At 45.4% G+C, this 14,539-nt stretch carries 10 protein-coding genes; 4 read left to right on the top strand and 6 right to left on the bottom strand.

The features are described from left to right. Positions 1–415 precede the first annotated feature (415 nt). The 4 genes from K2P83_RS01610 to K2P83_RS01595 all read right to left on the bottom strand — a co-directional run bounded on the left by K2P83_RS01610 (position 416) and on the right by K2P83_RS01595 (position 5,779). A complete protein-coding gene (locus K2P83_RS01610; RefSeq protein ID WP_292926123.1) occupies positions 416–1,219 on the bottom strand; it encodes a formate/nitrite transporter family protein in 804 nt (267 codons plus the stop codon). An 81-nt stretch (positions 1,220–1,300) separates the two neighbouring features. After that, complete coding sequence (hemW, locus tag K2P83_RS01605; RefSeq protein WP_292926162.1) at positions 1,301–2,512, bottom strand: radical SAM family heme chaperone HemW; 1,212 nt, start codon at positions 2,510–2,512, stop codon at positions 1,301–1,303. 18 nt (positions 2,513–2,530) lie between these two features. Continuing rightward, positions 2,531–5,029, bottom strand: a complete 2,499-nt coding sequence (locus K2P83_RS01600; RefSeq protein WP_292926122.1) for an FtsX-like permease family protein — start codon at positions 5,027–5,029, stop codon at positions 2,531–2,533. A 63-nt stretch (positions 5,030–5,092) separates the two neighbouring features. Then, positions 5,093–5,779, bottom strand: a complete 687-nt coding sequence (locus K2P83_RS01595) for an ABC transporter ATP-binding protein (RefSeq protein ID WP_292926121.1) — start codon at positions 5,777–5,779, stop codon at positions 5,093–5,095. Between K2P83_RS01595 and K2P83_RS01590 the strand changes: the two genes are divergently transcribed. Further along, a complete protein-coding gene (locus K2P83_RS01590; RefSeq protein WP_292926120.1) occupies positions 5,778–6,422 on the top strand; it encodes an arylesterase in 645 nt (214 codons plus the stop codon). The genes K2P83_RS01595 and K2P83_RS01590 overlap by 2 nt on opposite strands. A 46-nt stretch (positions 6,423–6,468) precedes the next feature. On the opposite strand, the gene K2P83_RS01585 is transcribed toward K2P83_RS01590, so the two are convergent. After that, positions 6,469–7,482, bottom strand: coding sequence for an RluA family pseudouridine synthase (locus K2P83_RS01585; protein WP_292926119.1), 1,014 nt, complete (start codon positions 7,480–7,482; stop codon positions 6,469–6,471). 475 nt (positions 7,483–7,957) lie between these two features. Here K2P83_RS01585 and K2P83_RS01580 point away from each other — a divergent pair, with 475 nt between their 5' ends. Next, entirely contained in the window at positions 7,958–10,498 is a 2,541-nt protein-coding gene (locus K2P83_RS01580; RefSeq protein ID WP_292926118.1) for an Rne/Rng family ribonuclease, read from the top strand. 35 nt (positions 10,499–10,533) lie between these two features. On the opposite strand, the gene polA is transcribed toward K2P83_RS01580, so the two are convergent. Further along, a complete protein-coding gene (polA, locus tag K2P83_RS01575; protein WP_292926117.1) occupies positions 10,534–13,281 on the bottom strand; it encodes a DNA polymerase I in 2,748 nt (915 codons plus the stop codon). Positions 13,282–13,294: 13 nt separating this feature from the next. On the opposite strand from polA, the gene K2P83_RS01570 reads away from it, so the two are divergent. Both K2P83_RS01570 and K2P83_RS01565 read left to right on the top strand, forming a co-directional pair. Then, entirely contained in the window at positions 13,295–14,014 is a 720-nt protein-coding gene (locus K2P83_RS01570) for a TIGR00730 family Rossman fold protein (RefSeq protein WP_292926116.1), read from the top strand. A gap of 57 nt (positions 14,015–14,071) precedes the next feature. Continuing rightward, positions 14,072–14,467: a DUF2782 domain-containing protein gene (locus K2P83_RS01565; protein ID WP_292926115.1), complete on the top strand. Its 396-nt coding sequence runs from the start codon at positions 14,072–14,074 to the stop codon at positions 14,465–14,467. The last annotated feature ends 72 nt before the right edge of the window (positions 14,468–14,539 follow it).

The following is a 14,539-nucleotide window of genomic DNA, read 5'->3' as shown; positions in this document are numbered from 1 at the left end:
AATCAGTAACACTTCGCATCATTAACACCATTTGTTCTTTCTCATATTCGGTATATTTTCCATGAGCGGCTTTATTTCTTAGATCAAGCCACGCAGTGACTGACTTTTGATCCAATTTTGTGTATACATATGTGCCATCAGTAGCTGATTAAACTCTGAATAATGGGAGTGCTCTTTACCATACACCATAGTTATAAATGACAATACTGACGCCCTTAGCCCAGCTAGCTTACCTGAATCAACATAGTCACATGTATATTGGTCTGATCTCTTAGTAGACAGAGCAACTTGGGACTGCTCTACTAACTGTTGAATTCTTCTGGACAATTCTTTTAAGTACATATTTTTCCTTCAGAAATAGAATGTACAAATTTAATAGAATAAAATTGTAGAAACAAAACTGGTATCAAAAGAATTAAGATTGATTAGTTGATTGACCATAACTCCAATACAACATAAACCCAGTAAAAATCATCCCGCCGAATAAATTCCCCGCAATCACCGGCAACCCATTCCACAACCACCAATCCGCGATAGTGATATCCGCGCCCAGCAAGATACCGGCAGGGATCACGAACATGTTGACAATGGCGTGTTCGTAGCCGAGGCCGAAGAAGGTCATGATAGGCAGCCACATCGCGGCGATTTTGCCGATTGTGGCGGTGGAAGTGAATGCCATGACGGCACCCAATGTTACCATCCAGTTGCACAGCATTGCGCTGGTGAAGGCGGTAATCGTACCATTCAGGCCGAGATTGGCGTATTCAAGTGTTTTAGTTTCGGCGATGGAGATGGTTCGTTGCAACGCGGGGATGGTTTCCGGGTCGATCGTTCCCATTTTGGTCGCCACGATGCAATACAAATATGCATACGTGACGCTGCCGATCAGGTTGCCGGTCAGCACCCACGTCCAGTTCCTGAACAAATGACTGAAGGGTGTTCTTTGGTCTTTGACGGCGATCGGAATCAGTGCGAAATTGCCGGTTGCCAGTTCCAATCCGAGCAGAACGATCATGACAAACCCCACCGGAAACACCAAAGCTCCGACGATGCCCCAGCCGGTTTGCGTTGCCGTCAAAATTGCCAGCGTGGTGGCATAACCGAGAAAGGCACCTGCCAGAAAACCACGAATCAGCAACTGCTTGACCGGCAAACTGGCTTTCTTTGCACCCGCCTCCAACATGTTTTCGACGATTTCTTCCGGTTTCACATACGCCACGGTATTGACTCCTTGTGCAAATAATTTCAAATCAGAAGCGTGCGATTTTAGCGCATAATCACGCTGAACCGATGACGAGCGTTATTCCAGGTTTGGCGTTTCAGGTAAAAAAAGCTGCAGCAGATCGTTGAGAAAGCGCCTGCCTAGTACGGTGGGTTTAATGCGGTGATTATCGTGTACCAGCAAACCACGTTGTTCGGCTTCATCCAATTGCTTCTGAACGGCGCTAATCGGTAAGCCGGTACGTTCCTGAAACACAGCCGTTTCAAACCCGCCGGTGAGTCGCAGCGCGTTCATCATAAATTCAAACGCCCGGTCTGCGGGGGTTAGTATTTGTTGCGTCTGGATTAACGATTCTACTGCATTGGCTTTGGCCAGATATTCTTTCGGTTGCTTAGCGCGCATCTGCCGCACAATCTTATCGGCAAAACTGATTTTGCTGTGCGCGCCCGCACCAATGCCGAGATAATCACCAAATAACCAGTAATTCATGTTATGGCGTGACTCTTTCCCTACCCGTGCAAAGGCCGAAGTCTCATAATTCCTGAACTGCTGGCTTGCAGTCGTTTGCTCGATCATTTCCTGCATCGCAGCGGCTTGTTCATCATCGGGAAGATTGGGGGGAAAGCGATGAAACAGCGTATTCGGTTCCAGCGTCAAATGATAAGCGGAAATATGCGTAACTCCGAGAGAACACGCCATTTCAATATCAGCTTGCGCTTCTTCCAAGGTTTGCCCGGGCAGCGCGTACATCAGGTCAAGATTGATATTGTCGAAATTCTTCAGCGCAATGTCCACTGCACGATGGGCTTCCTGATCATCATGCACACGTCCTAATGCTTTCAGATGCTGCGCATTAAAACTTTGTACGCCGATCGACAGGCGGTTGATGCCTGCGGCACTAAAATCGGCGAATTTCTGCGCTTCGAATGTTCCGGGATTAGCTTCCAGAGTCACTTCAGCAAAATGTTCCAGCGGCAATAGTGTGCGCACTGCCGTCAAGATTGCATCTATCGCTTTGGCGCTAAATAAACTGGGTGTACCGCCACCAAAAAATACGCTGTTCAGTCGCCGCCCCCAAATATCTTGCAGAGCAAACTCGAGATCCCGTATTAATACTGCAACATATTCTTCCTCAGGCGCCTGGCTACCCTCCCCGCGAATTTCATGAGAATTAAAATCGCAATAAGGGCATTTCTTCAGACACCACGGAATATGAATATACAAACTCAGCGGCGGCAGTGAGTTGAGCTTGGGCGATTGCGAATCAAGGATTGATGCCGGTGAAATCATCGAAGTCAAGAAACTTGATTAGCCAATTTTGCGTAAAGTTAATAACGGCGGGCTGGATAATGCTGAGCGCGTGCCCAGCATACCGGCCACTAAAACACCAACAACGCCGATTGATGTACCGATCAACCAAATCCAGGGATTAAAGGTGTAGTCGAGATGCAAAACATGCTTACCGATAACATACCCCAATACACTGGCACCGGCCGAAGCAAACAATCCGGCCAATGCGCCCAATATCGCAAATTCCGCCGCCCAAGCACGCGACAATTGTTCTCGTCTGGCACCAAGCGCTCTGAAGATGGCCGCTTCATAGATGCGTTCATCCTGCGTGGAGGCAATCGCTGCGTACAACACGGAAAAACCGGCGAGTACGGTAAACACAAAAACAAATTCAATTGCTTGCGAGACCTGATGGATCATTTGCTGCACCTGGTTAATGACGATTGCCACATCGACCACCAGAATATTTGGAAAGGTTCTGACCAGTTCATGCATCATGGCAATTTCTGTCGGCGCCACATAAAAACTGGTGATATAACTGACCGGATAGTTATCTAGCAAACCAGGTGGCACGACAACAAAAAAATTAACCCGGAAACTATCCCAGTCCACTTTTCTCACACTAGTAATCTTGGCTGAGAAAGGACTACCCGCAATATCATAAGTCAGTTCATCACCTAACTTGACACCGATTGTTTTAGCAATACCATCTTCAATCGACATAACCGCTTCACTGCTATCCGCATCCCACCATTTACCTTGAACAACTTGGTTATCCAGCGCTTGTTGAGTCGCCCATGATAAATTGAATTCGCGTCGGATATGCCTTTCAGCATGCGGGTCATCCGCGTAATTCTCTGGTGACACATCCTTCCCATTAATCTTGACCAAACGGCCTCTTACCATCGGAAAAACTGGCGGATGCTCAGTCCCATATTGCTGGAAAAATTCCTCCAGCGGCTGCAATTGATCCGGTTGAATATTGACCAGAAAATGATTCGGCGCATCGGGTGGCAAGCTGGTATGCCAATCGTCGATCAAATCATCCTGAATCAGCGTCAACACCAGCAATGCCATCAAACCCAATCCCAGTGCCACTGCCTGCAATACGCTTGAAACTGCACGGCGGCTGATGCTGGCCAAACCATAACGCCAGGCCCCGCCGGCTTGATGCCGGAGGCTCGACAATACCCTGATCAGAATCCAGCCCAAACAACCAAAAATGGCAATGGCCGAGACAAAACCAATGACAATATAGAGACCCAGTTTCAGATCTTGCGCTTTCCAGATAAACAAAAGCGATAAAGCTACCAGTCCCAATAAATAGCCAGCTATGCTGTGCGCATTGGATAAGCCGATATCTCTGCGCAATACCCGCAAAGCCGGAACGCTACGCAAATTCAGCACGGGTGGTAATGCAAAACCCAGTAACAGCACCAACCCTACCAGCAGACCTTGCAGCGCTGGCAGCCAATTGGGCCATGGTAATTCAGTGTCGACGATACCGGTTAACCAGTGCGTCAGAATCTCCTGGGCCGCAAAACCAATCAAGCATCCAATACTACTGGCGATAACACCCAATACAATAAAATAATACAAGTACAGATAAAATAGCTGTTTCTGGCTGGCTCCCAGACTACGCATCACTGCGCAGCCATCCAGATGGCGCTGGGTAAAGCGGCGCACAGCCAGCGCGATCGCTGCCGCTGCCAGAACAACACTGGCCAGGGCCGCCAGGCTTAAGAATTTTTCTGAACGTTCCAATGCTGCTTTAATCTCAGGACGTGCATCCCGGATGCCTTCAATTCTCTGCGCCTTAGTAAGCTGAGGTTTTACCCAATCACGAAATTGCTGCACCGCTTTTATTTCTCCCGCCACGAGCAACTGATAGGAGACACGGCTGCCTTCCTGAATTAAACCAGTATCCGGCAAGTCGGCTGCATTGATCATGGCACGCGCGCCCATATTGATGAATCCCACCGAGTGGTCCGGCTCACGCACGACCAGCTCGGTTACCGTTAACTGGATATCGCCCACATCCACTAGGTCACCACCTCTAAGTTCAAGTCGTGTCATGACTTTATCATCGACCCAGATGGTACCTGGTTGTGGAATTCTTGCTACCACCTGAATTTCTGGTGTTTCTGCCGACCTGCTGGCCAGATGCACGCGCCCGCGCAATGGATAACCTTCCGTGACCGCCTTGATCTCGGTTAGCAAATTGTTCTCACCGTTAGAGATCATGCTGGGAAATTTAGTCAGCGATGAGACGGATAATCCAAGGCGGCTAGCCTCATCAGCATAATGTTCGGGCAAGGGCTTACTCGAAATAACCAGCAAATCCGCACCCAGCAATTGATTGCTCTCACGCGAAAGTGCCAACTCCACCCGATCTGCAAAAAAACCTACGGTGGCCATTCCACTGACTGCGATAACTAGTGCAAAAACCAATACATTGAGTTCGCCTGCGCGCCAATCACGATGCAGCATGCGAAAAGACAACTTAAAATGATTCATGGAGAGAAATATTACCTTGCCAAAATATAGAGTGAATACCAGCAATGCTGAGTGTCTTAGCAACTATTGCACAAGCTTACCATCCGCCAAACGGATTTGGCGCGAACACCGCCGTGACAGCACTTCATCATGAGTAACTAAAACCAATGTTGTACCATGTTCACGATTGAGTTCGAACATGAGCTCAATAATTTGTATACCGGTAGCAGAGTCGAGATTCCCCGTAGGTTCATCGGCCAATAATAATTTGGGGTCTGTTGCAAATGCACGTGCAATGGCAACCCGCTGTTGCTCGCCTCCGGATAATTGTTTCGGATAATGATGCAAGCGCATTGAAAGCCCAACCCGCTCCAGTAATCTCCGCGCCGTTGTCTCAGCGTTTCCGGCTGCAGAGAGTTCAAGCGGCAACATCACATTTTCAATCGCGGTCAATGCAGGAAGTAATTGAAACGACTGAAATACAAAACCCAGAATCTTGCCGCGCAAGGCAGCCCGGCTATCTTCATCCAGAGTGAAAATATCAATCGCATCCAGGTGAACTTTCCCCGAAGTCGGCAAATCCAATCCTGCCAGCAATCCTAATAAAGTAGATTTACCCGAGCCGGAAGCGCCTATAATTGCAACAGCTTCACCGGCGTTAACCTGCAAATCAATATCCTGCAATATGGTTAATTGTTTGTCGCCGGTATTAACCTGCTTAGTAAGTGCCTTGGTCCAAAGAATGGGTTGTTTAATATCGTTATCTAACATGAAAAATTTCCTGATTATTCTGATGTTTCTTTTTACTTTCATTGCTCCTGCTACAGCGGCGTCACCCAAAACTGTCATGGTTCTTGGTGATAGCCTTTCTGCTAGCCATGGCATGCCAATCGATGCTGGCTGGGTTGCGTTACTCACACAACGATTACAGTCTAAATTCACTGATTATCAAATCATAAACGCAAGTATCAGCGGTGAAACAACGCTTGGAGGACGCAATCGAATCAAACAATCACTTGAAACACATCGTCCTGAGATAGTTATACTTGAGCTTGGTGCTAACGACGGTTTGCGCGGCGCTTCTATAAATTCCATCTATGAAAACCTGGCAACCATTATTGAAATATGTCAGCAACACAATTCTCAAGTTCTACTTGTCGGCATGCAATTACCTCCCAATTATGGCATGACTTATACACGAAAGTTCCAAGCCATTTTCCCGCAATTGGCTGAAAATTATCAAACTAGATTAATACCTTTCCTGCTAGCCGGTTTTGGAGAAAAACACGAATTTTTTCAAGCTGATGGAATACACCCCAACGAAGTCGCACAGAAAAAAATTGTAGAAACTATCTGGGAAGTTCTGCAAACCATGATTAAAACCGAACAAATCGCCACCAACCCAGATAATTAGCCGTGCATTATAGCACTTCGACTAAATCGAACCGAAAACTAAACGATCAAGGATTTTCCAGGGCATCAATAAATATCTTCAGATCTTTGGACAAAGGCGCTTGCAGTTGCATACGCTCCCCCGTATTGGGATGCGTGATTTGCAAGGTATGCGCGTGCAGGAACATTCGTGTTAGTTTGTTCTGTCCACGCGTTTTAGCCAGCTGTTTGTTGATCTCGAAATCACCATATTTATCGTCGCCAATAATTGGAAACCCAAGATGCGCGAGATGAACACGAATTTGATGTGTGCGGCCGGTTTTTAGTTCAGCATCCAGCAAGCTAAAATTCTTCCAGGTTTTTTGCAGCTTAAATATCGTGTGCGACAGCATCGATTTGCTATCAGCGTGCTCACCGGTTGATACTGCAACACGCCGTTCACCGTTCGCAGCAACATACTTGTTAAGAGCCAGCTTAACGTGTTGCTTAGCATTATGCCATTCCCCTCCAACCATCACCAAATAGTGCTTATCCATTAAGCCTCCACGAATCTGCCGATGCAATTCAACCAGTGCTGTGCGTTTCTTTGCGAGCAACAAAACACCGGAAGTATCTCTATCCAGGCGGTGTACCAATTCCAAAAATTTCCAAGACGGATTCTGGGCACGTAATTGCTCGATCACGCCAAAACTGATTCCGCTTCCGCCGTGAACTGCCAATCCACCGGGTTTATCAATCACCAGTAACACGTCATCTTCATACAATGTCGTGAAGGTAAAAAATTTTGATGGTGCAATTGCGGTCCGCCGGTAAGAATCTTTTTCAGTAATCTTGATTGGTGGAATTCGGACGATATCGCCCAATTGCAATCGATAACTGGCAATTATTCGTTTCCCGTTAACACGCACTTGCCCGCTTCTTAATAGCTGATACAAGTGGCTTTTTGGCACATTCCTATAGCGCTTAAATAAAAAATTATCAACTCGTTGGTCGTTCTCTTCTTCTTCGATACATTCTTTGACAACCGCCGCAAAGGATGGAATATTATTATTTGAATATTTAATTTTATGTGTAACTTTCAAGTTGGTTTACAGGCTGTTGTAAAGAAATATAATAATTTTACTTATTTCATTTTAAGTTTCTTTCTGTAAGAATTAACAAATAATTACGAAAGATAACAGGATTTTCTTATAAGATACTGATTAGTAATAAAAACACCAAGAAAGGAAGGTGCATTAACAAAAATTAACATAAAACAAAGTTCTGTTTGGAACTTTATGTAAAATCTGTTACCTTAAGGGGTGCTAATAAATCTTATAACTTATGTATTAGAACAGAATAAATAGGTTTTATTCTGTTCAAGATTACAAAAAATTTCATCCAGAATAAATTAACACACTAAAACACATTAATAGAAAGAAATAAATAATTGATTAATAAATATTATAATAAAACTATTAGACCAAAATCTCGTCATTACAACTACGTATACCAGAAAAATCTATCCGAACAATTTGTGGATAGTGTGCCCATAATTAGAACACGTAAGGTTTGTACATGAAACGAATGTTATTTAATGCGACCCAACCGGAAGAGTTGCGCGTTGCAATTGTCAATGGCCAAACATTGGTTGACCTTGACATAGAATCAATCAGCAAGGAACAACGCAAAAGTAATATCTACAAAGCTGTCATTACAAGAATAGAACCCAGTCTGGAAGCTGCATTTGTAGATTATGGCTGCGAACGTCACGGTTTCTTGCCATTCAAGGAAATCGCTCCTTCCTGTTTCAATGAAAGCGCGGGGTCTAGCAATGGTCGTATCCAGGATCTCCTGCAGGAAGGCCAGGAACTGATCGTTCAAGTTGATAAAGATGAACGCGGAAACAAAGGCGCTGCACTGACCACCTACATTTCACTAGCTGGTAGGTATCTGGTTTTAATACCCAATAACCCAAACAGCGGCGGTGTATCTCGCCGCATAACCGGTGAGGAACGCAATGACTTGCGTGAGGTCATCGCTAAGCTTGAAGTGTCTGGGGACATGAGTATTATTGCCCGAACTGCCGGAATTGGCCGAAGCACAGAAGAACTGCAATGGGACTTGAACTACCTGACACAACTTTGGCATGCCATTGAAGAAGCTGCCAATAATCAAAGTGGCGTTTTCTTGATTTATCAGGAAAGCAGTCTTGTGATTCGTGCAATTCGTGATTATTTCAGTCAAGAGATCGGTGAGATTTTAATTGACAGCCGAGATATCTATGAGCAGGCCAGCCAATTCATGGTACATGTCATGCCAGCCAATGTGGATCGCCTTAAATTGTATCACGATGATGTGCCGTTATTTTCACGTTTCCAAATTGAGCATCAGATCGAAACAGCCTATTCAAGACAGGTTTCACTACCCTCAGGTGGCGCGATTGTTATTGATCATACCGAGGCGCTGGTATCGGTCGATGTTAACTCAGCTCGGGCCATCCGCGGATTGGATATCGAACATACTGCATTGAATACCAATCTTGAAGCAGCGGATGAAATTGCACGTCAATTAAGATTACGTGACTTAGGCGGACTGGTCGTCATCGACTTTATCGATATGGATGTACAGCGCAATCAGCGGGAAGTCGAAGCCAGATTACATGAAGCATTGCGCCAAGATCGAGCGCGCATTCAGGTTGGAAAAATTTCGCGTTTCGGCTTATTGGAATTATCACGTCAACGCCTGCGCCCCTCTTTGGGTGAAAGTAACTATATTCCATGCCCACGTTGCAATGGAACAGGATTCATTCGTGGCACCGATTCATCGGCACTGCATGTGCTAAGAATCATCCAAGAAGAAGCCATGAAAGAAAACACGAGCGCGTTGCATGTCCAACTTCCAGTCGACGTGGCCACATACCTACTCAACGAGAAGCGTGGAGAGATCTATGATATCGAGGTACGACAAAGAATTAGTATTGTTCTGATACCCAATATCCATATCGAAACCCCTAACTACACCATCACTCGCATACGTCACGATGATATCAGATCAAACGAAACGGTATCCAGTTATAAACTAGTCGAGAAAAAAACCGAGGAGAATAGCCAGATATCACTCGATCAGAAAAACAAGCCTGTCCGGCTTCAAGCTGCTGTTCAAGGCATAAAGCTCGCGCAACCAGCACCCATCAGGGAAGAAAATTCATCGCGTGACACATCGCTTCTGGATAAATTTTTTAGTTGGTTTAAGCCTGCCAATATGGAAGAAATAAAACCCAATCCTGAAGAAAAAAGACAGACTGACATTGATAGAACTAAAGCACCTCAAGACCGTGGACGCTCACGAAGTCGCCGCGGACGCAATAATAGGAATGAACGCACTAAAGATATTTCTGCAAATCAAGTTAGACAAAGCGATTTAAGTGATCTAACTAATGTCGCCAGCGAGCAGGAAGTTACTGTAACCGAGCAACCGAGTCAGCGCGTAGCGGTAGCAGAAAGAAAAAGCAATAAAAAGAAATTTCTTCAACCGCCCGATCCAGATTCCGTGACAAGCACGCTATCAGAAGACCTTTCGATTATCGAACAAGAAAATCTTGAAAACTCGAATATAAAATCCGATGACCACAGGCGTACACGCCGGCATCGCAGCAATAAGAACCGGAATCAATCCGTGCCTAAAAGTTCTATCGATGATCAGAATTTAGCCGCTGAGGAATCACCAGATACCCCAATTGATAGCAAGAATTCTTCCGCGGATCTACAGCCGAATGTTGAGAAAATAATACCAATCAAAGAGAAATCAACGGTTGCAGCCTCGAAACATTCCGTAAAGAAAACAACTGTTGAAACACCCATGGCAACCCAGTCCATACCACCGACTACTGATGGCGAACAAGCGCCACTAGCTGCCGATACCAAATCACCAAAGCCCATTGCAGTTAAGGAACTTCCGGATTTTACAAAAAGCGGTTTAGTGATGATAGAAACACCACCTGAAAAAGTAGAGTTGGTTACTGAAGAAATTATCGTACCTAAACGGCCGAGAAAAAGAATCAAAGAAGCTGTCGACACGCAAGCGGAACCCTTAATGCAAGTTGAAACACGCGAATAATATAGCGCCTGCAATAATCAACAGGCACATTTAACCTAATGTGCCTGTTCCCAGTTGTCTCCGACACCAATGTCTACCAGCAAAGGCACATCAAGCTGCAAAACATTGCACATACATTCCGGCAACGAATTTTTTATTAACACAATTTCATCATCCGGCACTTCCAGAACCAGCTCATCATGTACCTGCATAATCAGCTTGCTGCATAACTGTTCCTTGTGCAACCAGTTACGCACAGCGAGCATCGCCAGTTTGATAATATCGGCTGCGGTTCCCTGCATTGGTGCATTGATAGCAGCGCGCTCCGCGCCTTGGCGGCGATTTCCGTTAGCATTATTAATCTCGGGCAACCATAATCTGCGTCCCAGCACGGTTTCGACATAACCCAGTTGCCTGGCTTTTTCCCGGGTATGCCGCATATAGTTTTCCACCCCAGGATACCGCGCAAAATATCGTTCCATATAAGCGCGGGCAGCACTACGCTCAATACCTAATTGTGCCGCCAGGCCAAATTCGGACATACCGTATATCAGACCAAAATTAATCACTTTGGCATACCGGCGTTGCTCCTGACCCACTTGTTCCAACGGAATTCCAAATACTTCCGCGGCAGTCGCTTTATGAATATCCTCACCAGCTGCAAATGCCTTTAAAAATCCTTCGTCCTGAGAAATATGCGCCATAATCCTTAATTCAATTTGTGAGTAATCAGCTGAAATAATCCGGTGGCCTGGTGGAGCAATAAACGCTTCCCGAATCTTGCGGCCTTCGCTAGTCCGCACCGGAATATTCTGCAAATTAGGATCTGAACTGGCTAAACGTCCTGTCACGGCGACCGCTTGTGCATAATTGGTATGCACCCGGCCGGTATTCCGGTCCATCATCAGCGGCAGTTTATCGGTATACGTCGACTTTAACTTGGCAAGACTACGATAATCGAGCAACAATTTGGGTAAGGGATAGTCCAGCGCAAGCTGCTGCAAGACATCTTCATCGGTAGAAGGAACGCCAGTAGGTGTTTTCTTGATGATAGGCAATTTCAACTGGTTAAACAGGATTTCCTGTATCTGCTTAGGGGAATTGAGATTAAAAGGTTGTCCGGCGATTGTGTAAGCCTGTTGTTCCAAAACGTGTAATTTTTCACCCAATTCATGGCTTTGTTTTTGCAGCAACTTATAGTCCAACAGAACACCGTTACGCTCAATTTCAAATAACACGTCCAAAATCGGCATTTCGATCTCACGATAGATATAATCCAATCGTTCGTCGCTATGAATGGCAGGATACAATGTCTGATGCAATCGTAAGGTAATATCCGCATCTTCTGCTGCATACTGGGTAGCAACATCAATCGCCACTTCATCAAAACCGATGCGGTTCACACCTTTTCCGGTAACATCATCATAACTAATTGTTTTAATATCCAGATGCCGCATTGCCATATTATCCATATTATGCGGGCGGTGAGACTCCAGAATGTATGACTGGAGCAGCGTATCATGCGCAATACCGTTCAATTGAATGCCATGATTGGCAAAAACATGTTTATCGTACTTTAAATTCTGACCCAATTTAGGTTTTTGCGAATTCTCAAGCCATGGCTTAAGTTGATTCAAAGCTGCATCAAGCGGAAGTTGCTGCGGCATACCGGTATAATTGTGCATCAGAGGCAGATACGCAGCTTGGTGATTTTCAATACAAAATGAAATGCCCACCAGCTTTGCCTGCATTGGACTTAAGCTGGTCGTTTCACTATCCACGGACACCAATTGCGCAGTATCCAATCTGATTAGCCAATCATTCAGTTCATCCTCTGTAAAGATAGTCTGATATGTTCCTGAATGCGTCTGAACGGTATCCTTGTTTCCATTATCCGCCGCCGCTGCTGCCAGATTTTCGTTGGAACCACCTGATTCCGGTTGATTTGCATTACTTTGTTGCTGACGTAATTCACGTAATGATGCCTTCATGTCCAGTTGTTCATAGAGCAGGATAAGTTGCTCGGTATCCTGAGGCTTAGATGCAAGATCGGTGATTCTGACTGGAAGATCCACATCACATTTAATCGTAATCAACTGCCGCGCTGTATCGAACCAATCCAAAGCGTTACGTAAATTGTCGCCAATCGATCCCTTGAATTCATCAGCATGTGCAATGATATTGTCCAGCGATCCATATTGTGTAAGCCATTTGACCGCAGTCTTGGGTCCCACTTTATGCACACCTGGAACGTTATCGGCCGTATCGCCGATTAGCATCAGATAATCCAACATGCGTTCCGGCGTTACGCCAAATTTATCAACTACACTCGCCTCATCAAGTACTTCGTTGCTCATAGTATTAACCAGCGTTATGTTTGCGTTGACCAACTGCGCGATATCTTTGTCCCCAGTTGAGATGATGCACTGCATATTTCCCTCAACTGCCTGTTTTGCCAGGGTACCAATGACATCGTCGGCTTCCACGCCATCAACAATCAACATTGGCCAGCCCAATGCACGAATGCAGGCATGCAAAGGTTCAATTTGAATAGCTAGGTCGTGCGGCATAGCCGGTCTATGCGCTTTATAAGCAGGGTATAATTCATCCCTGAAAGTTTTACCTTTTGCATCAAACACACACGCGCTATAATCCGCGTGGTAGTCCTTGTGCAAGCGCCTCAGCATATTGAGCACACCGTGAATTGCACCCGTCGGCTCGTTGTTACGATTGCGTAAATCAGGTAATGCATGAAAAGCGCGATATAGATAGGACGAGCCATCAACCAGCAACAATTTTTTCATTTACAAATTTCCTATGAGCCTACGAGATAAACCGGCCACTCACCTATCTGTGGATAAACCCTGGTCAGCAAAAGAGTCATGGCGCCTGTTTGGAATTATGGCAGAATTTGTTGAAGGAACTGAACGTCTTGATACCATTCAACCTGCCGTCAGTATTTTTGGCAGTGCTCGTACCAATCCCGACAGTCCACACTATAAATTAGCCGAGCAAATTGCCAAACAACTTTCTGATGCCGGCTTCTCAGTTATTTCCGGTGGCGGGCCTGGTATCATGGAAGCTGCGAATAAAGGCGCTTACTTCGGAAAATCACCCAGTATCGGCTTAAATATTCAGTTACCCCACGAACAGCATCGTAATGCTTACCAGGATATCAGTCAGACCTTCCGGCATTTCTTTGCGCGTAAATATATGTTTGTTAAATTTGCCACTGCCTACGTAGTGCTGCCCGGTGGCTTCGGCACATTGGACGAATTAATGGAAGCACTGACACTGGTGCAAACCGGAAAAACCCGGAAAATGCCCATCATTTTGGTCTATTCGGATTTCTGGCGCGGGTTGCTTGACTGGTTCCAAAAGACATTAATTGCCGAAGGCTTTATTTCAGCGGAAGACATGAACTTGATCCAGATCATTGATGAACCCAGTCAGGTAGTTAATGCAATTTTTCAATATTATGAAACCAGTGGATTTGAACCCACTGCTGCTGAAAGAGAAATTCAACTCAATCTTTAACCGTCGCCTATGATTTTAGGTAGAATACAAAATAATCCTGACCTATTGGCAACTAATATGTACCGACTTATCTTTATACTGCTGTTAAGTTCTACACTACCTGTTATGGCGCAAACTGAGCAGCCGAAACAGCCAAAGAAATCTTCGCAGCCGGATAATTTAATACCATTGCCAGAAATTCCCGAGTTACCCCATGACCTGACCGATCCGCCACCACTTCCACCCGATATTCAACCGGATCCTGAACTGGAAACACAAGTAACCATTATAAAACGTGGAGAAGATACCATTGAAGAGCACCGAATTAATGGTGAGCTTCTCATGATCAAAGTTATCCCACGTATCGGCCCACCATACTACCTGAAAAAAAATACTGGCAGAGGTTCGCACACGCATGCGGGTGAAGCGGGCATTGATGTCAGTCCGCCAATGTGGCAACTGTTCAAATTTTAACTGTAATATAAAGCGAAATTAAACGTAACCCCATGAAACTCCTCAGCGCTTGCTTTTTTTTCGTTTTTTTAT

Origin of the sequence: Nitrosomonas sp., assembly GCF_019752415.1 — a bacterium.
Lineage (GTDB): Bacteria > Pseudomonadota > Gammaproteobacteria > Burkholderiales > Nitrosomonadaceae > Nitrosomonas.
The sequence above is the reverse complement of the archived record's forward strand: the minus strand, read 5'-3'. Positions and strand labels throughout refer to the sequence as shown.